Source organism: Spirillospora sp. CA-108201, assembly GCF_050936235.1.
GTDB lineage: Bacteria > Actinomycetota > Actinomycetes > Streptosporangiales > Streptosporangiaceae > Spirillospora.
The window spans coordinates 3,909,331-3,931,718 of the sequence record NZ_JBNJNE010000001.1; the positions used below are offsets into that span (position 1 = coordinate 3,909,331).

The following is a 22,388-nucleotide window of genomic DNA, read 5'->3' on the forward strand; positions in this document are numbered from 1 at the left end:
GTCACTCTACGACGGGGCCGAGGACCGCGTTCAGGGGGCCTGGGGCCTGCGCATGCGCTCGACCAGCCCCGTGTCGTAGGTCCCTTCGGCGAATTCCGGTCGGTCGAGCAGTTCGCGCAGGAAGGGCAGGTTCGTCGGCGGGCCCTCGATGTGGAACGCCTCCAGGGCGGCGCGGGCGCGGGCCAGGGCGTGGGCGCGGTCGTCGCCGTGGACGCACAGCTTGGCCAGCAGCGGGTCGTAGTGGCGGGTGACGGTGGTGCCCTCGGCGTAGCCCGCGTCGATGCGGATGCCGTCGCCGACGGGCTCCTCCCACACCGTGATCTCACCCGTCCCGGGGAGGAAGCGCTGCGGGTCTTCCGCCTGGACGCGGAACTCGACGGCATGCCCGTGCGGGGAGACGCCGGTGAACGAGACCGGTTCGCCCGCGGCGATGCGGAACTGCTGCTCGACGAGGTCGATGCCGGTGACCAGCTCGGTGACCGGGTGCTCGATCTGGAGTCGGGTGTCCATCTCCAGGAACGTGAACTCCTGCGCGGCGGGGTCGACCAGGCACTCGACGGTGCCGGCGCCGCGGTAGCCGACGGCCTCGCCCGCGCGGACGGCGGCGGCCAGCATCCGCTCGCGCAGCGCCGGGGTGACGCCGGGGGACGGGGACTCCTCCACGACCTTCCGGTACCGGCGCTGGACGGAGCAGTCGCGCTCGCCCAGCGCGACCACGGTGCCGTCGGCGAGGCCGAGGATCTGGACCTCGACGTGCCGGGCGCCCTCGACGTGGCGCTCCAGCAGGATGTCGCCCCGCCCGAAGACCTGCTCGGCGGCGGCGCGGGCCTCCTCGAACGCCTTGCGCAGCGACGTCTCGTCGCACACCGCGGCCAGGCCGACGCCGCCGCCCCCGGCGGCGGGCTTCACCATGACGGGGTAGCCGATGCGCTCGGCCTCCTCGACGGCCGTCGCCGCGTCGGGCACGGGCTCCCAGACCCCCGGCGCGACGGGGACGCCCGCCTCCTTCATCAGGTTCCGGGCGTTGATCTTGTCGCCCATCCGGGCGATGGCGAGCGGCGGCGGGCCGACCCAGACCAGGCCGCGCTCGGCGACCCGGCGGGCGAACGCGGCGCTCTCGGCGAGGAACCCGTGGCCGGGGTGGACGGCCTGCGCGTTGGTCCGGTGCGCGGCCTCCAGGATCGCGGCGGCGTTGAGGTAGCTGCCGGACGGTTCGGCGGGCCCGATCAGGACGGCCTCGTCCGCCTCGGCGACGAAGGGCAGTCCCTCGTCGGCCGCGGAGTACACCGCGATCGTCTTGAGCCCCATCGCGCGGGCGGTGTGCACGATCCGCCCGGCGATCTCGCCGCGGTTGGCCACGAGCACCGACTCGAACACCTGCGGACTCCTCCTCGCGGACCGGCGGGACCCCGCGTCCCGCCCCGGCAGAGACTAGTGGGGCCGGTGGCTCCGCGACCGGCGATTCCCGGGGCCGCGCCCCGTACACCCGGTGCGGCGCACGTCTCGGCAAGGGTATCGGCGCGTTCCCGTCCGTGGCCGGGGCCACTTCGCGACAGCCCTGGGGTTCTGGGCGCGCGGAAAGGGGGCCCGGCGAGAGCCGGGCCCCCTTCACGTCAGCCCGAGACCAGGGTCCGGGCGACGGCGGCCGGGACCTCCGCGTAGGACGCGAACCGCATGGTGAACACCCCGCGGCCCGACGTCATGCCGCGCAGTTGCCCGACATAGCCGAACATCTCCGACAGCGGGACGAGGGCGTGCACGACCCGGGCGCCGGCGCGCTCGTCGGTCCCCTCGATCCGGCCGCGGCGGGCGTTGAGGTCGCCGATCACCGCGCCCAGATGCTCCTCGGGGGCGGTGACCTCGACGGTCATCACCGGTTCGAGCAGCACGGGGGACGCGCGCCGCACCGCCTCCCCGAACGCCAGCGAACCGGCGATCTTGAAGGCGAGCTCGGACGAGTCGACGGGGTGGAAGTCGCCGTCCAGCAGCGTGACCCGCACGCCCGTCAGCTCGTACCCGGCGAGGACGCCGAAGCGCATCGCCTCCTGGCAGCCCGCGTCGACCGAGGGGATGAACTCCTTCGGGATCCGCCCGCCGGTGACCCGGTTGACGAACTCGTACCCGTCCTCGACGGGCTCGACGGCGATCTGCACCTTCGCGTACTGGCCCTTGCCTCCCGTCTGCTTGCGGTGCGTGAGGTCGACCCGGTCCACGGCCGCGCGGATCGTCTCGCGGTAGGCCACGCGCGGACGGCCGACGGCCGCCTCGACGTGGAACTCCTCCCGCATGCGGTCGACGAGGATCTCCAGATGGAGCTCGCCCATGCCGCCGATGACGGTCTGCCCCTCCTCGTCGTGGACCTGGAACGACGGGTCCTCCTCCGAGAGCCGCTGGATCGCGGCGCCCAGCTTCTCCCGGTCGGCCTTGGACCGCGGCTCGATCGCGACCTCGATGACCGGCGCCGGGAAGTCCATGGACTCCAGGACCACCGGGCGCGTCTCGTCGCAGAGCGTCTCGCCGGTGGTGGTCTGCTTCAGCCCCATCACCGCGACGATGTCGCCCGCGCCCGCCGACGCGATCTCCTCGCGCGTGTCGGCGTGCATGCGGTAGATCTTGCCGATCCGCTCCTTGCGCGCCCGGACGCTGTTGAGCACGCTCGCGCCCGCCGCCAGCCGCCCGGTGTAGATCCGGACGAAGGTCAGCCGGCCCAGGTGCCGGTCACTCACGATCTTGAACGCGAGCGCGGACAGCGGGGTCCGCTCCAGGGCGTCCCCGATCTCCGGCGGCGCGACGTCGAGCGGTGACGGCAGGTACCGCACCACCGCGTCCAGCAGGGGCTCGACGCCCTTGTTGCGGAACGCGCTGCCGCACAGCACCGGGGTGGCCTCGGAGGCGACCGCGAGCCGGCGGATCGCCGCGTGCAGCTGCTCCGGCGACGGCTCCGCACCGCCCACGTACAGCTCCATGACCTCCTCGTCGCGCTCGGCCACCGCCTCAACGAGCCTGCCCCGCCACCGGCGGACGTCCTCGGCCATGCCGGAGGGGACGTCCACGACGGCGTGCCGGCCGTCCGGCCAGACGTGCGCCCGCCCGGAGACGAGGTCGACGACGCCCGCGAACCCGGCCTCGGCGCCGATCGGCAGCTGCACGACCAGCGGGACGGCGCCGAGCCGCTCGCGGATCATGTCGACGCAGCGCTCGAAGTCGGCGCCGGCGCGGTCGAGCTTGTTGACGAAGCAGATCCGCGGCACGCCGTAGCGGTCGGCCTGGCGCCACACCGTCTCCGACTGCGGCTCGACGCCCGCCACGCCGTCGAACACGGCCACGGCCCCGTCGAGGACGCGCAGGCACCGCTCGACCTCGATCGTGAAGTCGACGTGGCCCGGCGTGTCGATCAGGTTGATCGTGTGCTCGGCGCCGCCCGGGGCGTCCTCGACGGTCCAGCGGCAGGTCGTCGCCGCGGAGGTGATGGTGATGCCCCGATCGCGCTCCTGCCTGGTGTGGTCGAGCACGGTGTTGCCGTCGTGCACCTCGCCGATCCGGTGCGACACACCGGTGTAGAAGAGGATCCGCTCGGCGGTCGTCGTCTTGCCGGCGTCGATGTGCGCCATGATCCCGATGTTGCGAACCTCGGTCAGAGCAAGGGCTGTGGTTGTTGTCATCGGGAATCCTCCTGGTTCTCTCTGATGACGACCGCCGCCGGACATGATCGTGCCGCGCGCGGCAGGCCGACCGTAACGGCTGGAGGAGGACCCGCGCGAAGGGTTTTCCGGCTAGGAGGCGATCTCGCCGAGGGCCTCGATGACGCTGCGCAGGTGCGCGCGGGCCGCCCGCTCGGCGGCGTCCGGGTCGCGGGCGGCGATCGCGTCGATGATGGCGAGGTGCTGCGGGAGGGACACCTGGGGGCGGCCCGGGTGCATGGCCAGCTTGAACTGGTGCCGGACGCTCTGGGCGCGCAGGCGTTCGAGGACGCCCGAGGCGGTCCGCTGCCCGCTGATCTCGCGGACGCGGCGGTGGAGGCGCTCGTTCAGCCGGGAGTAGCCGAGCACGTCGCCGGACGCGACGGCGGCGCGCATCTCCTCGCCGACCGCCCGCAGCTCGGAGACCTCGCCGGGGGCGGCCCGCTCGGCGGCCTTCGCCGCGCACAGCCCCTCGACCGCCATCCGGACCTCGGAGATCTCGACGGCCTCCGCCAGGGAGACGGCGCGCACGCGGGCGCCCCGGTTCTGAACGCGCTCGATCAGGCCCTCGTTGGCGAGTTCGGCGAGCGCCGCGCGGACCCCGGCGCGGCTCGCCGCGAACTGCTCCGACAGGTCGGCCTCGACCAGCCGCTGGTTCGGCACGAACTCGCCGCCGAGGATCGCCTCGCGGATCGCGGCCGTCACGTCGCTCACGGAGTCTCCGGGATTGTCGCCAATTTTGGTGCGATCTAGGGTAGCGGTTCGCGGGACCGGCCCGCCGCTGAGGAGGACGCATGACGGTGATCGCCGTACTGGGGCTCGGCGAGGCGGGCGGCGCGATCGCGCGCGACCTCGTGGCGGCGGGGGCGGTGGTGCGCGGCTACGACCCGGCGGTCGCGGCGTCCGGCGGGATCGCCGCGGCGCAGGACGAGGCCGGCGCCGCCGCCGGCGCCGACCTCGTGCTGAGCGTCAACAGCGCGCACGACGCGGTCGCGGCGCTCAGGGCGGGGATGGGCGCCGCTCGGGACGCCGTGTGGGCCGACCTGAACACCGGGTCGCCCGGATTGAAGCGCGAGCTGGACGCGCTCGCGCGGCGGGGCGGCGTCCGGTTCGCCGACGTGGCGATCATGGCGCCGGTGCCGGGGCGCGGGCTGCGCACGCCCATGCTGGCCTGCGCGCGGGGCGCCGGGGACGTCGCCGCCCTCCTCGCCCCCTTCGGCGCCGGGATCGAGGTGATGGACGCGGAGGCGGGCGCGGCGGCCGGGCGCAAGCTGCTGCGCAGCGTGTTCTTCAAGGGGCTGGCCGGGTCGGTGGTCGAGGCGCTGGAGGCGGCGCGGGCGGCCGGCTGCGAGGACTGGCTGCGCGAGAACATCGTCACGGAGCTGGCGGCGGCCGGGGAGCACACCGTGGACCGGCTCGTCGCCGGGACGTACCGGCACGCGGCCCGCCGCGCCGCCGAGATGGAGGCCGCGGCGGCCATGCTGGACGAGCTGGACGTCCCGCCGGCGATGGCGGCCGCGAGCCGCGACCTGCTGAGGCGGCTGTCCACGTGACCGCGCCCACCCCCATCAACGGTCTACGGCGGCGCCCGCGCAGGTCGTCGAGCAGCCGGCGGCTCAGCCGCAGCGGCTGCGCGGGCGGTCCCGGTGAGCGAGACCACGGCGGGGTGATGTGCGACACAAGACCGGTTTGCGGGAAAATGCCGTCCGGACGGACGGAGGGAGCCACGTGACGGGCAGGCGCGCGACACCGACCGGCAGGTACGGCGGCCGGTCCGCGGCCGAGCGGAGGGCCGAGCGGCGCCGCCGGTTCCTCGACGCCGGCCTGGAGATGTTCGGCCGCGGCCCCGGCTACCGCGGCACCACGGTCGCGGCGCTCAGCGAGACCGCCGGGCTGTCCACCCGCCAGTTCTACGAGGAGTTCAGCACGCTGGAGGACCTCCTCGCCGAACTGCACCTGGAGGTCAACGACGCGGCCGAGCGGGACGTCGTGGCCGCGCTGCCGTCCGTCGCGGGCCTCGGCCTCGCCGAGCGCACCGCCCACCTGTTCCGCGCCTACGCCGCCGGCGTCACCGCCGACCGGGCCCGCATCCGGATCGCCTTCGTCGAGATCATCGGCGTCGGCCCCCGGCTGGACCGCCAGCGCCTCACCCGCCGCGCCCGCTGGGTCGAGTTCATCTGCGCCGAGGCCGCCGCCGCGGCCGAGCGCGGCGAGATCCCCGGCCGCGACTACCGGATCGCCGCGACGGCCTTCATCGGCAGCATCAACAGCCTCCTGCACGACTGGAGCGCCGGCTGGGTCGACGCCACCCTCGACGAGGTCATCGACGAGCTCGTCCTGATGCTCCTCGGCCGCCTGCACTCCAGGGACGGCCTGCCCGCGCCCGGATCCGCCTCCCTCGGCCCCGGGCCCCTCGGCCGCTGACCGGCCGGGCGGGCCGTCAGGGGCGTTCGCGCTCGGCCTGGACGTCCGTCGTCGGGGTGACCAGGCCCAGGCGGGCGCCGGCCGGGTCGGTGACGATGGAGAACCGGCAGGGCTTGATGTCGGTCGGGGGGATGCGGACGCGGGCGCCGAGGTCGGAGGCGCGGGCGGTGGAGGCGTCGCAGTCGGACACCCAGAAGAACGGCGTCCAGTGCGAGAGGTGACCGGACGGCCAGAGCTCGTCCATGGAGACCATGCCGGCCACCGCGCGGTCGCCGACCTTCCAGTGGGTGTAGACGGTGTCGTAGTAGTCGCGGTCGACGGCCCTCCAGCCGAAGACCTCCCCGTAGAAGCGGCGGGCGGCCTCGATGTCGCGGGCGGCCAGCTCCACCCAGATCATCGAGGACGGCTCGTCCACGACGCCCGCGCCCTTGAGGTTGCGGGGGTACCAGAGCGCGAAGTCGGCGCCCTCCAGGTCGGAGCACAGCGCCATCCACCCCAGATCGGCGATGTCGGTGGGCTCCACCGTCTCCATGCCCCCCGCGTCGCGCACGGCGGCGAGCGTGGCCGGGAGGTCGTCGGACCGGAAGTAGCACGTCCAGGACGCGGTCGCGGAGTCGTCGGCGAGCGCCTGCATGCCGGCGACCTCGGGCCCCTGGACGTCGCCCAGGGTGAAGATCTCGTAGTCGCCGAGGTCCCCCACGGTCAGGGTGTAGGAGTTCCAGCCGAACAGGCCGCGGTAGAACCGCTTGGACCTCTCCGGGTCCGGGCTCGCGAGCTCGGCCCACGACGGGTGGCCGGGGGCGAACGCGGTCACCTCGGGCATCGGGTCACCTCCGGCTTCCCGCGCCTCGACGGCGCGCATTCCTCCAGGCTACGGACGCCCGCGCAATTTCCGATGACGCGAATCCCAAGATCACCACAATGCTCGCGTCTCCGGCGGTGGTCAGCGGCATGGGCTCGGTCAGTGGTGCGGGCGGAAGGTGAGCCGCGAACCGGCGGCCGGGGTGAGGACGGCCAGGCGCGCCCCGCACGGATCGGTCATGACGGCGAAGCGGCCGGGCTTGATGTCGGTCGGCGGGACGTGGGTGACCGCCCCCAGCTCGGCCGCGCGCGCGGCGGCGTCGTCGCAGTCGGCGACCCAGAAGTAGGGGATCCAGTGGGGCTCGAAGTGGGCCGGCCACCACTCCCCCAGCGGGACCAGCCCCGCCACGGACCACTCGCCGACCTTCCAGTTGGTGTAGTCGGGCGCGAGGTAGGAGCGGTCGACGGCCGTCCAGCCGAAGACCTCCCCGTAGAAGCGGCGGGCGCCCTCGACGTCGTGGGCGGCGAGCTCCACCCAGCACATCGCGGACGGCTCGTCCACGACGCCCGCGCCCTCGAAGTCCTTGGGGGTCCACAGGGCGAAGTCGGCGCCCTCGGGGTCGGCGCAGTGGGCCATCTGCCCGAGGTTGGCGAGGGCGGTGGGCTCGCTCAGCTCCTGCCCGCCCATCGCGCGCACGGTGTCGAGCGTGGCCCGGATGTCGCCGGTCCGGAAGTAGCACGTCCACGTCGGCTCCATCGAGGTGTCCGCCAGCGGCTGCATGCCGGCGACCTCCGGGCCCTGGACGTCGCCCAGGGTGAAGATGGAGTAGTCGTTGAGGTCGCCGGCCAGCGTGTAGACGTACCAGCCGAAAAGAGCGCAGTAGAAACGCTGGGAGGCTTGCACGTCCGGGCTCACCAGTTCGACCCAGGTGGGAAGTCCGGGGGCGTATGCAGTTACCTCGGGCATCGCCGACCCTTCGAAGCTCGTATATCCCCAGGTTATGGACGGATGCGCAATCTCTGGGGACCTGGAACCCCAAGATCACCCCAATGGCGGCGGCCCGCCTGAGGCTGGGAGATCCCCGATGCTCTCGACGGTCTGGAGGAGCCCCCAGACGAAGTGCGCGACGAACCCGGCGCCGTCCGGGGCCGCGAGCGTCGCGTGCCAGCGGCTCGGGACCTCGCCGTCCTGGTGCGCCACCGCGCCGAAGCGCGCGTCCAGATCTCCGACGACGCAGGACCAGGGGGCCAGGTCGTCCACGGTCTCCAGCGGCGGCACGGGAACGCCGTCGGCGCGGACGAGCCACTCCTGCAGCACCGCGCCGTCCGGGCCCATCATGATCTCGAAGCGCAGGCCGGGCCACAGGGCGAACGGCGGCCACCACGCCACCTCGCAGGAGACGTCGCCGATCGGGCGCTCCTCGGCCCCGGCCGGCGGACCGAGGACGGTCTCGTGGCGGCGGCGGCCGCGCGGGAACGTCCGGGACCGCAGAATGCGCTGCCACCGGGCGTTGACCTCGCGCATCTCCGTGCGCGACGCGCCGAGCGAGCGCATCGCGTCCTCGACGAGGCCCGGCTGGTAGTCGGCCATGCGCCGCAGCAGCACGAGCTGGAACTCGCGCCGGGCGAACCCCTTCACCGCGCCGCTCCCCGGGCCGATCGGGCGGTCAGGACTTGCGGGCGCCGATGGACTTGGCGATGAGGGGCCAGCTGCGGGCCAGCTCGATGCGCCAGTACTTCCAGTTGTGCATGCCGGGCCCGTACAGGTGGGAGGTGACCGGCACGCCCGCCTTCTTCGCGGCGGCGACGAAGTTCTCGTTCATCGTGCCGGCCAGCTGCTCGCCGATGCGTCCCGCGTCGTGGGGCGGGGTGTCGGCCTTGTCGTACGGGCCGGGCTGCCCGTTGCCGGACGAGACGTAGACGCCGACGCCCTTCAGCTTGGACAGCATGACGGTCGCGTCGTGCGCCCGCCAGTTCGCCCGCGCGGTGATCGGGTCGCCCCAGATGGCGGTGCCCGCGTCGCGGTTCATGGCCGTCAGGATGACCGGCATGCCGGGCGCGGTGATGTTGAGGGCGCCGCTGTAGGAGGCGGCGTACCTGAACATGCGATGCCGCTCGGCGTAGGTGATGGCGCCCTGGCCTCCGGACGACAGGCCGATCGCGGCGCGCATCGACCCGGCGTGGAAGTTGCGCTCCATCAGCGGGATGACCTCGCCGATGTGGAACGTCTCCCACTCGGGGATGCCGCCCTTCCCGCCGTTGAACCAGTTGGTGTAGGACCCGTTCCAGCCGCCCTCGGGCATCACGACCATCGCGTCGTAGGCGCCGATGACGCCCTCGATGTCGGAGTCCTTGGTCCAGGACCGGTAGTTGTTGTTGCCGCCGTGGTAGGCGTACACGACCGGCCACGACCTGGTGGCGCCGGCCTTCCAGCCCTTGGGGACCATCACGCGGGCCTTCACCGCGGCGCCCAGCGCCGGCGAGGCGATCGTGACGTCGAAGATCCGCGAACTGATCTTCTTGACGCCCGTGATGGCGGCCCCGTCGGGGGCCTTGGCGTACTTGCCCGACCCGGCGCCGGGCGGCATCTGCGGCTTCTTGCCGCGGTTGCCGGTGTTGCCGTCGGGGTCGGTCGGGCTCGGCGACCCTCCGCCGGTGCGGAAGGGGTTGCTGTTCAGCGGGACGCTGGGCAGCTTCGCCGCGCCCGGCGTCTTCGTCGGGGAGGCGGACCCGCCGCCGGGGACCGACGGCTGCGTCGCGGGGCCGAAGGAGGGGATCGGCTTGGAGTTCCCGCTGGCCTCCGACTTGCCCTTCGGCACCCCCACGCCGGCCTGCGCGAGGCCGACCATGACGGTGGGCAGCAGCACGGCCGCCGCCGCGGTGCCCGCGATGGCGATCTTCCTGTCGGTACGCTTCTTCATGACTCCCCAGCCGCTCGGGCCATGCCCGGCCCGACGCTCCGCTCGCCGACGAAACTACTGTCCCGGCCGTCACAGCCGCAAGTATTGGCAGCGAATGCAATAAAGGCGAGATGATCCGTGACGCTGCGCCACCGGACGCTTGCCGCTACTCCGGCTCACCGGGCCGGATGGACTGGGCGTGCCGGAACACGTTTCCCGGATCCCAGCGCCGTTTGACCTCCTGGAGTTTCGCGTAAGCGTCCTTGTAGTAGAGCGTCTCCCACGTCTGGGACGACCCGTTCCAGCGCCCGTCGTTCAGATCCGCGTCGGGATAGCCGATGTAGCAGCCGTCCGTGGTCTCGCCGTCCGCCACGGGGACGCCGCCGGTCTCGGCGAACGTCGCCTTGTAGATGTCGCGGATCCACGCGATATGCGTGCCCTCATAGGCGTCATTTTGCGTCCAGTACACCTGGTACTGCAGTTTCATAATGGAATCGCGCTGCCGCGCCGCCGTCTTGCGGAGCGGCCGGTTGATGGCGCTGCCGTACGAGTCGACCTGGATGAGCGCCTGCTTGTTCACGTAATCGGTGTACTTCTCCTTGCCGAGATAGGCCCACATCGCATCGATCTGCCGACCGGTGAACGGTCTGCGCAGATAGGCGGACTTGTACTTTCCGCAGCGGTTCTCACCGCCGGCGTTCAGCGCCTGCGTGGCGGTCAGCCACGGCATCACGCGCGGGATCTCCAGGTGCACGAAGTGCTCGCCCATCATCGTGCGCATCGGCCTCGCCGGCGGGCCGATCCGCCCGTCGAGGGCGACGACGAAGTCGGTCATCGCGCGCGTCCCGTCGGGGTCGTCGACGTCCACCTGGGCCAGCAGCCCGATCTGGCCGTTGCCGACGTGGTTGAGCTTCAGCATCGCGAAGAGCTTCCCGGCCGCCGTGGAGGGATCCTGGTGGTCGCGGAAGTACTCCCCGAACGCCCCCAGCAGAGCGGCGAACTCCTGCTTGGCGAAGTCCTTCCAGTCCCACGCGAGCGCCGTCAGCAGCACCTGCTTCGGCGGCTGCGGGAGACCCCGGAACCAGAACCGGGTGACCATGCCGAAGTTCCCGCCGCCTCCCCCGGTGTGGGCCCACAGCAGGTCGCGGAGCCACCGGTCGCCGTCGTCGCGCCGGGCCACGACCAGCTCGACGTTCCGGTGCTCGTCCACCACGGCCGCCTCCACCGCGTAGAGGTAGTCGACGGTGAGGCCGTGCTGCCGCGACAGCATCCCGAACCCGCCCGCCGGGATGTGCCCGCCGAGCCCGACCGAGTAGCACGACCCACCGGGCAGCGCCTTGCCGCTCACCGGGTACAGGTGGCTGTAGACGTGCCAGTTCGTCGCCCCGGCCTCCACGCGGTACGCCTGCATCCCGGCGTCGTAGAACACCCCGCACATGGGGCTCACGTCCAGGATGACCCGCACGTCGGGGCCGCAGACGAAGTCCTCGTAGCAGTGCCCTCCGGCCTTGACCGTGATCCGCGTCCGCCGCGGGTCGGCGGGCCGCTCGCGCACCGCCTCGGCGAGCGCCTCCCGCGCCTCCCCCGGCGACCGCACCAGCCGCACGTACTCCGGCTCCCCGATCCACCGCTGGTTGAACCCGCGGCTGAGCGCCGGATACCGCCTGTCGCCGGGCCGGACGATCGTGCTCGGCAGCCCGGTGGTGCCGGACGGGGCGGTCGCGCCGGAGAGGGCCGGGATCTCGCTCATCGGGGCATCGCCTCCACGCACCTCGGATAAGGGATGCGGGGACACCTTCCCCATCATGTCACCAAGTAGTCGATCAGTAACGAACAGTTAGCATTGAGGTCGGGTCTTCGCGCCGTGGGCCCCACACGACCACACGTCGTACCCGGATGCGGCGGCGGAGGTGCAACGGCGGAAAGGGTGGTCCTCTCCGCCGTTGCGGGTCAGCGGCAGGTCAGCTGCCGCTGGGTTGCGCCCTGACGCGGACCGCGCCACCGGAAGGCTCCTTCAGCGAGGAGACTCCGATGGCCGCGCCGGCGATCAGGAGGATGGCGGTCCACCCGGGAAAGAGGGTGAGCCGCTGGTCGGAGGCGAGCCACCCCAACGCGGTGCCGACCAGCGCCACCATGGCGTGGACGGGCGTCGAGAGCGACTGCATGACTCCCACGTCGAGCTCCGAGATACGGCGGAGCGCGGCGTTGGTGAGGATGACCGGCAGCGTCAGCGTGAGCAGACCCGCCAGCCCGCCCATGGAGAACAGCTCCCAGGACACCCACGCACCGCCCCGCAGCACGAACACCGCCGCGAACAGCACCGGTGTCGCCAGCAGGTTGGCGATCGCGGCGCCCTGGTCCTCCAGTCCGCGGTGCTGCATCTTCCTCAGCACGGTGACCGTGTTCCAGACGCAGGCCGCGCTGAGCACCGCGCAGAGCAGGCCTACGGGCTCGCCCTGGAGGGGCCAGTTGAGCATGATGATCCCGCCCAGCACGAGCACGCGCCCGCACATGTGCTGGAGTCCCCATGCGGTGTGCCTCATGCGCCAGATCTGCTTGAAGCCCACCGAGAGGTAGCCGAGGACCACCATGGCGGCGACGGTGCCCAGGGTCAGGCGCTGCACAGCGTACGGGTAGACGACGGCGACGACGGCGTTCCCGCTGGCGAGGCGACCGATCAGCCACCACATGGGGCGCTGATATCGCCTGAACGGCGACCGTCCTGTAACGAGCATCAGAGCGCAGAAGGTGATGGCACCGGCGGCTTGCATCGGTGCCGACACCTCCAGCGCGGAGAAGCCGGTGGTGAAGGCGTAGCCGATGCCTGCCGAAAGCAGGCTGGCCACGATGAAGCCTCTGCCGACGAGCCGTCGGCGGAGGTCGAGTGAAAAGGACATGGTCCTGCCCCTCTAGGTTGTGAGAGGCCGAGCGCTCCGCGAGCGACGAGCCACCGGTTCCGCGAACCGGTGGCAGGCGCTTCAGAAGCGCTCGACCACCGGTTCTGCGAACCGGCAAGAGGGACCGTGCGGGATGGTGCGGATTTATCAACTACACCGGTCGATAAACTAGGAAAGCTGTAGAGCGGGCGGCGAACCCGGGCATGGCCTCACAACGGGCGACCCGCGTCACGATCCAGGATGCGGCCGCACGGCCGGAACGTCACCCGGACCACGACATGCTTCGACGCACGACCCGACCCGTGCCGCATCAACGGTCCAGGTGGCGGGTGTAGAGGGCGCCGGCCTGGAAGCGGGTGCGGGCGCCGAGGCGGTCGCAGAGGTCGCGGACGCGGCGCTGGACCGTGCGGGTGCTGATGGCGAGGCGGCGCGCGATGGCGTCGTCGGTGAGGCCGGCGGCCAGGAGGGCGAGGACGGCGTCGTCCGGGGCGTCCTCGCCGGGGAGCGGGACGGCGGAGCGCCACAGGGCCTCGAAGAGGGAGACCAGCGCGTCCAGCAGGGCGGACGGGTGGACGATCAGGGAGCTGTCGACCGAGCTGGCGTGCTGCGAGGTGAGCGGCAGCATCGCGGTCCGGCGGTCGGCGACGGCGAGCTTGATGGGGACGGCGCCGAGGCGGGCCTGCTCCCCCGACGCGACGGCGCGGCGAACGTGCTCCAGGGCGTGCGGCTCGTCGAGCGCCTCGGGGCCGTAGATGCCGCGCACCGCGATGCCCCGCCGCATGCTGCGCTCCTGCTCGTCGCTGGAGACGGCGGCGTCGGTCGCGAACGGCGGCTGGACGAGGACGAGCAGCTCCTCGCGGGCGCCGTTCAGGAGTTGCAGGTAGCGGCGGGACACGGCCGTCCGGCCGCTGACGACCTCGACGAGCTCCTCCGGGTGCGGCGCGGCCTCGGCCAGGAGCGGGCCGATGGCGGCGCGGCTGCGGGCGATCTCCTCCTGGCGGCTGGCGACGAGGGCCTCCACGGCGACGTGGGGCGGGGTGGCGAGGAGGCGGAGCGGGCGCCCCGCCAGGCGGGTCACGAGCCCGAGGTCCTCCAGGCGCGGCAGGAGGCGGCGCAGGGCCGCGACGGACGCGCCGTGGCGCGCCGCGAGGTCGGCGAGGGTGGACGGGCCCTCCCGCAGCAGGGCGCGGTACGCCGCCTCCTCGGCGGCGGTCACCCCGAGCCCCTCCAGCAGCGGCGAATCGGACACGTCCTAAATCTACGTGTCCCCGGTCCGTTTGACGGGTTCCCGCCATGGCGGAAGCCGCCAGCGGCTTCCCTGGATCGGCCGCGCCGGCCGGCCCGACAATCAAGATCCACTTCTTGGGGAGGGATGGCCATGTGGTTGAGGACCGCGGCGGCCCTGGGGCTCGGCGCGCTGGCGTTCGCGGCGCCGGCGGCGGCGGACGCCGGGCCCGCGTCCGCCTTGCGGGCGGAAGCCGGAGCCTACGACGTCACGCTGCCCACCGGCGACACGGTGCACATCGGCGACCCGGTGCACGTCGACGACAAGGTGCACACCGGCGGCGGGGCGCGGAACGGCGGTGAGGGCACCGCCGTGACGCCCGGGCCGGGGCGCTCTCCCGCGTTCTCCGTCCGGCGCAGCGGGGGCGACCTGTACGTCGTCCCGGACGACCGGCTCGCCGACGATCCGGAGCGGTACAACGTGACGGCGCTGCACGAGCGGCGGCGCCGCGCCGCGCCGGAACCGAGGCCGAAGGCGTCCGGCGAACCGGTCACCGTCCGGGTGAGGAGCATCGCGCGGGACGGGCGGCCGGGTCTCGGCACGGCCGGCTTCCTCAACGTGAAGGACGCCGCGATCGGCAACGCGCACCGCCCGCTGCCCGGCGACCCGGAGGCGCCCTGCACCGACGAGCGCTGGAGCGGCTCGAACTGCGTGCGGCTGGTGCCGGGAACGTACTCCGTCATGGGCGTCGTGAAGACGATGCCGTCGTGGGCGCCGAGCACCGGCACCGGCACCGGCACCGGCAAGCCGCTCAACTACAGCCTCGTCGGCTACCCCGAGATCGAGATCACCGGGGACACCGAGATCGTCCTCGACGCGCGCAAGGCGCGGGAGGTGACGGTCCGCACGCCCGAGCACGCCACCGCGCCCGGCTCAGGAGCGATCAGCCACCTGATGTGGACGCGCGGCCCCGCGAACGGGCCGGCCGTGGACGAGGGCGTCTACATGGGCGACGGCGCGGCTCTGGAGCAGCGGGTGTTCCTCCAGCCGTCCGGGCGGGTGCGCACCGGGACGTTCGAGGCCTACACCCGGTGGCGGCTGGAGGCGCCCGCGATCACGATGCGGGCCGGGAGCCGGTCGCTGCGTCCCGAGTACTATCCGGCGGCCTACTTCAGCGACACCTCGGACCAGTTCCCGCGCCTCGACGGCAGCGCGCTCATGCGGGTGGCGGACGGCGACCGGCCCGGCGCCGACCTGCGGGGACGGCTCGCGCTCGTCCAGCGCAGGGACGGCGTGCCCGTCGCCGAGCAGGTCGCCGGGGCCGCCGAGGCGGGGGCGCGCATGGTCGCCGTCTACAACGACGAGCCGGGCGTGAACGACGATCCGGGCGGCTACGGGAGGCGGTTGAAGCTCCCGACCGTACGCCTGTCCCGTGAGGAAGGACTGGCTGTACTCCGGGGACATACACCTGTGACGGCCAAGGGCAACGTGAACAGCCCCTACCAGTACGACCTGCTGTTCCCGGAAAAGGGGCAGATTTCCAAGAACTTGGACTATGTCGCGCGCACGCGGGATCTCGCGCGGATCGACAACGCCTATCACGGCGGCGCCTCCATGACCGTCGCGCGCTACGGCAGGCGCCCCTGGGAGGACTTCGCCCTCGCCTACAGCCGCCCGATCACCGGGACTCCGCGCACGCGCGTGGAATACGTTTCGGCCGATCCGGAAACGCAGTGGTCCGCAATGGCCATCACTCCGGAGCAGCCTTACAACCACGCTTTCCCCGGCACCGAGAAACCCCACTTCGTGCTCGGCGAGACGAAATGGCAGGCCTACGCGGCGGGCCGGCGCAACACGCACAGTTGGGGTGAGGCTCCGCTCACCGGCGGCATCAGCGCGCAGTCACCGATCGTCCGCTCCGGTGACCAGATCCGTCTGCGCGTCGGCATGGCGGACGCCGCGCAGAATTTCTCCGACGCCTATTCGAGCTCCTTCCCGAATGGTTTCGTGACCGACTTCCGCGTCTACCGGGACGACGAACTCGTCGCGCAGACCGCCCACAAGGCGAGCGGCGTGCTGGCGACGACACCGCAGGACGCCGAGTACCGGGTCGAGTACGACTTCGCCGACAACGCCCCGGGGACCCGGCTGTCCGCGCGGACCAGAACGTCCTGGACGTTCCGCTCCGCGCACACGACCGACGTCACGGAGCTTCCGCTGCTCCAGGTCGGCTACGACGCGGCGCTCGACCTGCGCAACAGGACCCGTTCGAGGACGCTGCGGCTGACGGTCGGCCACCAGGACGGCTCGTCCGCGCCGCTGCGCGGCCTGTCCCTCCAGACCTCGTTCGACGACGGCGGGACCTGGACGGACGTCCCGGTGCGCGGCGGCCTCGCCCGCCTCCGCGGGAACGGGACGGTGTCCCTCCGGGTCAAGGCCGTGGACGCGCAGGGCGGCGCCATCGTCCAGGAGACCATCCGCGCCTACGAACTGCACTGACGGCCGGTGCGGCCAAGCGCCGGTGACCCCGGCGGTGGGCCGGGGTCACGGTGCGGGGGCGGATTCGGTTGACGTCGGGACCGGACTCCGCCCCCGCCGGGGATCAGGGCTGCTTGTAGTCGTACTTGGCCGTGACCTTGGCCGAGGACGGGCAGAGGATGCTGCCGCTCGTCTTGGGGACGACCTGGTTGGTGAAGGTGGCGGTGAACGGGAAGTTCGTCGCCGACATGGAGCCGGTCAGGGTCCCGCCGTAGGTGCAGCCGATCGCGCTCATCGAGAAGTTGTTGATCTTGACGGTGGTGCCGCTGAAGGTGCCGCTCCAGGGCAGGCCCCCGGGGGTGACGGTGACACCGCAGCCGCCCGCGCTCGCGGACGTGTAGGACGCGTTGACGCCGCCGGTCAGGACGGTGCCCGCCAGCGTGGAGCTGGTGCAGCTGGCCGGGACTCCCGCGTCGATCACCATGGTGCCGTTGAGGGTGGCGGTGAACGACCCGGTGTTGACGGCCAGGGCGGGGGAGGCCGTCAGGGCGACGGCGCCGGTGGCCGCGACCGCGGCCGCGGCGATCGCGGCGATCTTCGTGGTGCGAGACAAGGGGGGTCCTCATTTCGAACGGTGGGCGTCGCGCCTGCACCCGAAGGGTGGGGTGGGAGGTCCGCTGACCCATGCGCGGCTCCGCCCATGGCCTGTGGGGAAGCCGCCGTAGTTCAGGGACCGGGGCCGGTAACCGCCCTGTCCCCTTCGACATGGGTTCCGACCGGAGTAGAACGCGTTCTAACGCAGACCATAGACAAAGGTCATAGAGTGGTCAATACCCGGACACGACTCTTCCATTATCTCGGAATGACACCGATCATAAAGCGTCGTTCCGAATGTCCGTAAGTCGTTATCCATGCAGGATACAGACATACCGGCGACCGACGCGCTCATCCCGCCCCATCCGCCCCGCCCCCTTCGGCAACGGCGGCGAACGTCGAGGCAAAACCAGCGAGAACCGGTTACACAGCGCGCCCGGCACGGAGAGGTCACAAGGAGTGTTCGATCGGTTGTGAAATTTCACATCCACTCTGATCGGCACTGAAAACCCGCTTCGGTTCCGGGCGGCCCGGTATCTCTGATCTGGCGATTCTCCGCGGGTCCGGATTTCCGGGCTCATCCGGCCGTCCCGCCGGCGACCCATTGTCAGACGGGCGGTTGCGGGCCATCGTGACGGGACCGCGAGCGTCCGTGAACGTCCGCAGGGACCCCGCCGCGCGACGAGCGGGCGCGCAGAGCCGAACGGCAGGTACCCCCGCCATGAGAACCTCCCGCCGATTGCGTTCCCTGATCGCCGTCCCGTCGGCGCTGGCGCTGGCGCTGGCCCTCGCCGGGCTCGCCGCGCCGTCCGCCGCGTCGGCGCCCGGCCCCGAGACCGCCGGGCAGTACGTCGTGACCGGTCCCCGGACCGCCCAGCAGCGCAGCCAGGTCGCCCGGACCGGAGCGGCGGTCGACGCCGTCCGGGCCGGCGGGCTGGAGGTCAGCGCCGTCCCCTCGGAGGTCGAGGCGATCCGGCGGCTCGGCTTCGCCGTGAGGCCGGCCCCCGCGCGGGCCGCGAACCCGAGCGCGGCCCCGAGCACCGCGGCGACGTCGTACCACACGTTCGCCGAGATGCGGCAGGAGGTCGACTCCGTCGTCGCCGCCCATCCGCAGATCGCCCGCCAGTTCGTCGTCGGCAGGTCCTACCAGGGCCGCGACATCGTCGGCGTGAAGATCAGCGACAACGTGGCGACCGACGAGAACGAGCCCGAAGTGATGATCATCGCCAACATCCACGCGCGCGAGCGGCTCACCGCCGAGCAGGCGCTCGACTACATCGGGCAGCTCACGACCGGGTACGGGTCCGACGGCCGGATCACGAACCTGGTGAACTCGCGCGAGATCTACGTCATGCCGATGGTCAACCCGGACGGCCAGGTCTACGACATGACCAGCGACACGCAGCCGGGCCGGATGTGGCGCAAGAACCGCCAGCCCAACCCCACGTCCACGGGCACGGACCTGAACCGCAACTTCGCCTACAAGTGGGGCTGCTGCGGCGGTTCGTCCGGCAACGGCTCCAGCGAGACCTACCGGGGCACCGGCCCCGAGTCCGCGACCGAGACGAAGGTCCTCGCCGACTTCGTGCGGAGCCGGGTCGTGGGCGGCAGGCAGCAGCTCGGGATGTTCCTGGACATCCACTCGGACGCGGAACTGGTGCTGTGGCCGTTCGGCTACACCTACAACAACACCGTCCCGGGCTCGATGTCCGCGGACGAGGAGGCCGCCCACCGCACCATCGGGCGCGAACTGGCCTCGACGAACGGCTTCGCGCCCGAGCAGTCCAGCGACCTCTACATCACCGACGGGACCACGGACGACTACACGTGGGGCCAGCAGCGCATCTTCTCGTTCACGTTCGAGCTGGCCGGAGGCAGCTTCTACCCGGCGCCGTCCGCCATCGCCGGTGAGGTCCAGCGCAGCCGCGAGGCCCTGCTGCGGCTGACCGACTACGCCGACTGCCCCTACCGGGCCACCGGCAAGCAGAGCCAGTACTGCGCCTAGAGCCTGCTCGAAGTGGACTCGGCCCCGCGCGCGAACGCGCGATGCCGCGTTCGCCCAGGCCCGGCCACATAGCGAGCCGCCAGGCGAGCGAAGTGGCCGGGCCTTCGCAACACGGCGCGCCGACCGAAGCGTTCGCTACAGGTCAGCCGAAGCGTTCGCGCAGGGCGGGCAGAAGGTCGGCCTCCGCCCAGGTCCGGAAGTCCTTCTGGTGCTCCGGCCCTGACTGGTGACTGGCAGAACGAGATGTGGGGTGAAGCCCGCGTCGGCCCACTCCTGGACGGCCTCGACGTGGTCGTCCACGTCGTCGCCGCAGGGAACGGACTCCGCCACGTCGTCCGGCCGGACGGTCTTCGCGGCCGCCTCGAAGTTCACCGGGCCCGGCAGCTCGGCCATCACCTTCCAGGCCGGAGCGGAGAACTTCCACGTGCTGTGGGCGCGCTGCTCGCACTCCTCGTAGTCGTGACCGAAGGCCACGGGGATCTGCCCGTAGACGCCTCCTCCGCCTCCACGAGGTCGGTGACGAGCTGCTTGGGCGGCGTCTGCTCGCAGAGCAGCGTGTACCCGAATTCCATGTCAGACCCCCAGCAGGTCCGTGAGATCGTCGGCGTGCTCCTCCTCCTCGGCGAGGATGTGCTCCATCAGCCGCCGGGTGGTCACGTCGCCGTCGCCGAGCCAGCGGATGATCTCCTGGTAGGACTCGATGACGATCCGCTCGGCGACGAGGTTCTCCTCCAGCATGCTCTTCAGGTCGTTCTCGCCGAACGTCCTGTAGGTGGTGTGGGAGCGCGCGGCCAGCGTCTTCGGGTCGAAGTCCGGCTGCCCGCCGAGCTGGCTGATCCGCTCCGCGGCGCGCATCGCGTGGTCGCGCTCCTCTTCGGCGTGCTCGCTGAACTCCGCCGACACCTGGGCCCGGTCGATCCCCGTCGCGCTGATCGCGTGCTGCGCGTAGCGCATCCAGCACACCATCTCGGTGGCCAGGACGTCGTTGAGGACGCCGATGACCTCCTCGGCGCTCCGGCCGTAGCCCGCGGTCACCGGCCCGTCGGCCATTTTCTCGCGCGCGCGTTCCCGGATCGCGGCGACGTCGATGCTGAAGCTGCTCTCGGCCATGCACCCCTCCTGATCAGCACGGTTGCGGTTCCCCTACCCGCCAGGGGCCGCTCATGCCTGAAACCCGACGCGAACAACCTGACTCGCAGGGGCATACTTGGCCACCGTCCGTCACATCTGCTATACGTAGAGCTACCTTGCTCCGACCTGGGGCAGGGGAAGGGACATCCGGTATCCACCTTGAGATCCGGGCGTGACAAGGAAGAAAAGGAACCACATGAAGTCCTTCAGCAACACCGAGCTGGCCGAGCTCGCCGGTGAGATCCTGCCGGAGCGGGCCGTCCTGTCCACTCTTCTCGTCAACGGCGGGGGCCACGGCGACGGCACGACCGCGGTCGTGAACGCCTGCCAGAGCCAGCAGACCCGCCCCGACAGCGGCCTGCTCCAGCTCATCGGCCTGCACGCGCAGACCGACGCGAGCTCGATCGCCTGCGTGCCGGGCACCGCGATCTCCGGTCACTGAACCGAGCGTGCGTAACCGCGGGCTTCGGCTCGCACTCGGAAGGGCTGGCGGCTTCCGCCAGCCCTTCCCCCTTCCCACAGCGAAGCGAAAGCGATCCCATGAGCTCTTACAACCCTCAAAAGCTCACCTACGCGGAACTGGACCGGTTGGCCGGGGAGGTCCTGCCTCGGCGGCTCGCGCTGTCCGCCCGGGCCGGCGGCGGCCACGGCGACACCGAGGTGTTCTACGCCTGCCAGGCGACCCAGTCCGCCGGCACCACCGGCCTGCTCGGCACCGGCCTGCTCGCCGAGGCCCCGACGTCCACGGTGACCTGCGTGCCCGCCGTCGTGGTGCACGACAAGCCATGAGCGCGCCCGCCGTCATCACCCTGCCCTCGCTGGTCGACGGCGCCGAGCTGGTCGGCGAGTTCAAGAACTCCGGGTACCGGGAGCCGCCGCAGCTGGTCCGCCTGCCGAACCGGCAGCTCGTGCGGCTCCCGCCGCTGCTGTTCCTGGTCGCCAGGGCGCTGCACGACCACCGCCACCTGGCGGGCGAGGGCGACGTGGTCGCCTCGCTCGCCACGGTGGCCGACTCGGTCAGCCGGGAGGCGGGCGCGCGGCTGTCCGCGGAGCAGATCGTCTACCTGGTCGACCACAAGCTCGCCCCGCTCGGCGTCACCACCTTCAGCGACGGCAGCGTGCCGCAGACGGCGCGGTCCGACCCGTTCCTGGCGCTCAAGTTCAAGATCGCGGTTTTCCCCGAGTCGGTCACCTGGTTCGTCGGCGGCCTGTTCGCCTGGCTGTTCCGCCCCTGGGTGATGGCGCCCGTGCTCGCCTCCTTCGTGGCCGGTGAGGTCTGGGTGCTCACGTCCGCGTCCATCGCCGACGCCCTGTCGATGGCGATCCTCAAACCGGTCAGCATCCTGCTGGTGCTCGCGCTCGGGATCGCCTCGTGCGCCTTCCACGAGGTCGGGCACGCCTCGGCCTGCCGGTACGGCGGCGTCCGCCCCGGCGTCATGGGCTGCGGCATCTACCTGGTGTGGCCCGCGTTCTACACCGACATCACCGAGTCGTACCGGCTCGGCCGCGCCGGGCGGCTCCGAACCGACCTCGCCGGCGTCTACTTCAACGGCATCTTCGTCATCGGGCTGACCCTGCTGTACGCGCAGACGAATTTCGCGCCGCTGCTCGTCGCCATCCTGTACGTCAACCTGGAGATCGTGCAGCAGTTGCTGCCGACACTCCGGTTCGACGGGTACTACATCATGTCCGACCTCATCGGCATCCCCGACCTGTTCCGGTACATCGGGCCGATCCTGCGCCGGACGCTCCTGCGCCGCCCCGCCGACGCCCGGCTCGACGACCTCAAGCGCTGGCCCCAGATCTTCGTCACGGTCTGGGTGCTGACGGTGATCCCCATGCTGGCGTTCCAGATCGTGCTGATCGTCACCCAGGTTCCCGGGCTGGTGGCCAAGGACTGGGAGATGATGCGCCGGCTCGCGTCCGCCGCCGCCGACGGGGCGGAGCCCCTCACGCTGCTCACCTCCGGGCTCCAGATCCTTCTGCTGGTCCTGCCGCTGATCGGTGTGGCGTTCATCCTGTACAGCATGGTCCGCGGGCTGGTGCGGTGGGCCGTCCGCTACGTGAACGCGCCCGTCGCGAAGGCGGCCTCCGGGACCTGACAGGTCCGCATCGCCAACGCGCCGGGTGCCGCCAGGGGGGCACCCGGCGCGTTCTTTCCCGTTCCGGGAAATGCATTTTATAAGCTTTTTCGTTCGTGCTTCGGAGCGAAGATCCCTGGGAATCCCCGGGGAACGGGGAGAGAAACTCCGC

20 protein-coding genes are annotated in these 22,388 nt (G+C 71.7%); 8 read left to right on the forward strand and 12 right to left on the reverse strand.

The genetic code is table 11. The features are described 5' to 3' along the window. Positions 1-30 precede the first annotated feature (30 nt). From ACQEU6_RS18990 to ACQEU6_RS19000, 3 genes are all read right to left on the reverse strand, one after another. On the reverse strand, positions 31-1,377 hold the full coding sequence (locus tag ACQEU6_RS18990) for an acetyl-CoA carboxylase biotin carboxylase subunit (RefSeq protein WP_499333655.1): 1,347 nt from the start codon (positions 1,375-1,377) through the stop codon (positions 31-33). A 236-nt stretch (positions 1,378-1,613) separates the two neighbouring features. Continuing rightward, entirely contained in the window at positions 1,614-3,662 is a 2,049-nt protein-coding gene (gene fusA / locus ACQEU6_RS18995; protein WP_499333656.1) for an elongation factor G, read from the reverse strand. Positions 3,663-3,773: 111 nt separating this feature from the next. Then, positions 3,774-4,394 carry a GntR family transcriptional regulator gene (locus ACQEU6_RS19000; protein WP_499333657.1) on the reverse strand — a complete coding sequence of 207 codons (621 nt, stop codon included), beginning with the start codon at positions 4,392-4,394 and terminating at the stop codon, positions 3,774-3,776. Between the two features lie 80 nt (positions 4,395-4,474). Between ACQEU6_RS19000 and ACQEU6_RS19005 the strand changes: the two genes are divergently transcribed. Both ACQEU6_RS19005 and ACQEU6_RS19010 read left to right on the forward strand, forming a co-directional pair. After that, on the forward strand, positions 4,475-5,233 hold the full coding sequence (locus ACQEU6_RS19005; RefSeq protein WP_499333658.1) for a DUF1932 domain-containing protein: 759 nt from the start codon (positions 4,475-4,477) through the stop codon (positions 5,231-5,233). Between the two features lie 175 nt (positions 5,234-5,408). Beyond that, on the forward strand, positions 5,409-6,104 hold the full coding sequence (locus ACQEU6_RS19010; protein WP_499333660.1) for a TetR/AcrR family transcriptional regulator: 696 nt from the start codon (positions 5,409-5,411) through the stop codon (positions 6,102-6,104). A 16-nt stretch (positions 6,105-6,120) separates the two neighbouring features. On the opposite strand, the gene ACQEU6_RS19015 is transcribed toward ACQEU6_RS19010, so the two are convergent. The 7 genes from ACQEU6_RS19015 to ACQEU6_RS19045 form a co-directional block, all read right to left on the reverse strand. After that, on the reverse strand, positions 6,121-6,927 hold the full coding sequence (locus ACQEU6_RS19015) for a VOC family protein (protein ID WP_499333661.1): 807 nt from the start codon (positions 6,925-6,927) through the stop codon (positions 6,121-6,123). Positions 6,928-7,065: 138 nt separating this feature from the next. After that, positions 7,066-7,872: a VOC family protein gene (locus ACQEU6_RS19020; protein WP_499333662.1), complete on the reverse strand. Its 807-nt coding sequence runs from the start codon at positions 7,870-7,872 to the stop codon at positions 7,066-7,068. 75 nt (positions 7,873-7,947) lie between these two features. Continuing rightward, entirely contained in the window at positions 7,948-8,544 is a 597-nt protein-coding gene (locus ACQEU6_RS19025) for a hypothetical protein (RefSeq protein WP_499333663.1), read from the reverse strand. A 28-nt stretch (positions 8,545-8,572) separates the two neighbouring features. Further along, entirely contained in the window at positions 8,573-9,826 is a 1,254-nt protein-coding gene (locus ACQEU6_RS19030; protein ID WP_499333664.1) for an alpha/beta hydrolase, read from the reverse strand. Positions 9,827-9,971: 145 nt separating this feature from the next. Next, on the reverse strand, positions 9,972-11,555 hold the full coding sequence (locus ACQEU6_RS19035; protein WP_499333665.1) for an FAD-binding oxidoreductase: 1,584 nt from the start codon (positions 11,553-11,555) through the stop codon (positions 9,972-9,974). 211 nt (positions 11,556-11,766) lie between these two features. Next, the gene (locus ACQEU6_RS19040) at positions 11,767-12,651 is read right to left on the reverse strand and encodes a DMT family transporter (protein WP_499333667.1); all 885 of its coding nucleotides are present in this window, start codon (positions 12,649-12,651) and stop codon (positions 11,767-11,769) included. A gap of 361 nt (positions 12,652-13,012) precedes the next feature. After that, complete coding sequence (locus tag ACQEU6_RS19045; RefSeq protein ID WP_499333668.1) at positions 13,013-13,951, reverse strand: helix-turn-helix domain-containing protein; 939 nt, start codon at positions 13,949-13,951, stop codon at positions 13,013-13,015. A 129-nt stretch (positions 13,952-14,080) separates the two neighbouring features. Here ACQEU6_RS19045 and ACQEU6_RS19050 point away from each other — a divergent pair, with 129 nt between their 5' ends. Beyond that, entirely contained in the window at positions 14,081-16,426 is a 2,346-nt protein-coding gene (locus ACQEU6_RS19050; RefSeq protein WP_499333669.1) for a PA domain-containing protein, read from the forward strand. Between the two features lie 103 nt (positions 16,427-16,529). Here the strand turns inward: ACQEU6_RS19050 and ACQEU6_RS19055 are convergent, their stop codons facing one another. Next, on the reverse strand, positions 16,530-17,018 hold the full coding sequence (locus ACQEU6_RS19055) for a PraA/PraB family alkane oxidation protein activator (RefSeq protein WP_499333670.1): 489 nt from the start codon (positions 17,016-17,018) through the stop codon (positions 16,530-16,532). Between the two features lie 702 nt (positions 17,019-17,720). Here ACQEU6_RS19055 and ACQEU6_RS19060 point away from each other — a divergent pair. Both ACQEU6_RS19060 and ACQEU6_RS19065 read left to right on the forward strand, forming a co-directional pair. Next, positions 17,721-19,004, forward strand: coding sequence for a M14 family metallopeptidase (locus ACQEU6_RS19060; protein ID WP_499333671.1), 1,284 nt, complete (start codon positions 17,721-17,723; stop codon positions 19,002-19,004). A 250-nt stretch (positions 19,005-19,254) separates the two neighbouring features. Next, the gene (locus ACQEU6_RS19065) at positions 19,255-19,461 is read left to right on the forward strand and encodes a hypothetical protein (RefSeq protein WP_499333673.1); all 207 of its coding nucleotides are present in this window, start codon (positions 19,255-19,257) and stop codon (positions 19,459-19,461) included. Positions 19,462-19,577: 116 nt separating this feature from the next. Here the strand turns inward: ACQEU6_RS19065 and ACQEU6_RS19070 are convergent, their stop codons facing one another. Then, positions 19,578-20,114 (reverse strand): ferritin-like domain-containing protein, encoded by a 537-nt coding sequence (locus ACQEU6_RS19070; RefSeq protein ID WP_499333675.1) that lies wholly within the window; start codon positions 20,112-20,114, stop codon positions 19,578-19,580. 217 nt (positions 20,115-20,331) lie between these two features. On the opposite strand from ACQEU6_RS19070, the gene ACQEU6_RS19075 reads away from it, so the two are divergent. The 3 genes from ACQEU6_RS19075 (at position 20,332) to ACQEU6_RS19085 (ending at position 22,237) form a co-directional block, all read left to right on the forward strand. After that, on the forward strand, positions 20,332-20,577 hold the full coding sequence (locus ACQEU6_RS19075) for a hypothetical protein (RefSeq protein ID WP_499333676.1): 246 nt from the start codon (positions 20,332-20,334) through the stop codon (positions 20,575-20,577). Between the two features lie 98 nt (positions 20,578-20,675). Beyond that, on the forward strand, positions 20,676-20,924 hold the full coding sequence (locus tag ACQEU6_RS19080; protein ID WP_499333678.1) for a hypothetical protein: 249 nt from the start codon (positions 20,676-20,678) through the stop codon (positions 20,922-20,924). After that, positions 20,921-22,237: a hypothetical protein gene (locus ACQEU6_RS19085; protein ID WP_499333680.1), complete on the forward strand. Its 1,317-nt coding sequence runs from the start codon at positions 20,921-20,923 to the stop codon at positions 22,235-22,237. The genes ACQEU6_RS19080 and ACQEU6_RS19085 overlap by 4 nt, the downstream gene beginning before the upstream one ends. Positions 22,238-22,388 lie beyond the last annotated feature (151 nt).

Excerpts from the sequence above, each read along its gene's own strand:
- ACQEU6_RS19050 (WP_499333669.1), top strand. The coding sequence starts at position 14,081 with ATGTGGTTGAGGACCGCGGCGGCCCTGGGGCTCGGCGCGCTGGCGTTC.
- ACQEU6_RS19075 (WP_499333676.1), top strand. The coding sequence starts at position 20,332 with ATGAAGTCCTTCAGCAACACCGAGCTGGCCGAGCTCGCCGGTGAGATC.
- ACQEU6_RS19015 (WP_499333661.1), bottom strand. The coding sequence starts at position 6,927 with ATGCCCGAGGTGACCGCGTTCGCCCCCGGCCACCCGTCGTGGGCCGAG.
- ACQEU6_RS19085 (WP_499333680.1), top strand. The coding sequence starts at position 20,921 with ATGAGCGCGCCCGCCGTCATCACCCTGCCCTCGCTGGTCGACGGCGCC.
- ACQEU6_RS19060 (WP_499333671.1), top strand. The coding sequence starts at position 17,721 with ATGAGAACCTCCCGCCGATTGCGTTCCCTGATCGCCGTCCCGTCGGCG.
- ACQEU6_RS19070 (WP_499333675.1), bottom strand. The coding sequence starts at position 20,114 with ATGGCCGAGAGCAGCTTCAGCATCGACGTCGCCGCGATCCGGGAACGC.
- ACQEU6_RS19005 (WP_499333658.1), top strand. The coding sequence starts at position 4,475 with ATGACGGTGATCGCCGTACTGGGGCTCGGCGAGGCGGGCGGCGCGATC.
- ACQEU6_RS19035 (WP_499333665.1), bottom strand. The coding sequence starts at position 11,555 with ATGAGCGAGATCCCGGCCCTCTCCGGCGCGACCGCCCCGTCCGGCACC.
- ACQEU6_RS19020 (WP_499333662.1), bottom strand. The coding sequence starts at position 7,872 with ATGCCCGAGGTAACTGCATACGCCCCCGGACTTCCCACCTGGGTCGAA.
- fusA (WP_499333656.1), bottom strand. The coding sequence starts at position 3,662 with ATGACAACAACCACAGCCCTTGCTCTGACCGAGGTTCGCAACATCGGG.
- ACQEU6_RS19080 (WP_499333678.1), top strand. The coding sequence starts at position 20,676 with ATGAGCTCTTACAACCCTCAAAAGCTCACCTACGCGGAACTGGACCGG.
- ACQEU6_RS19030 (WP_499333664.1), bottom strand. The coding sequence starts at position 9,826 with ATGAAGAAGCGTACCGACAGGAAGATCGCCATCGCGGGCACCGCGGCG.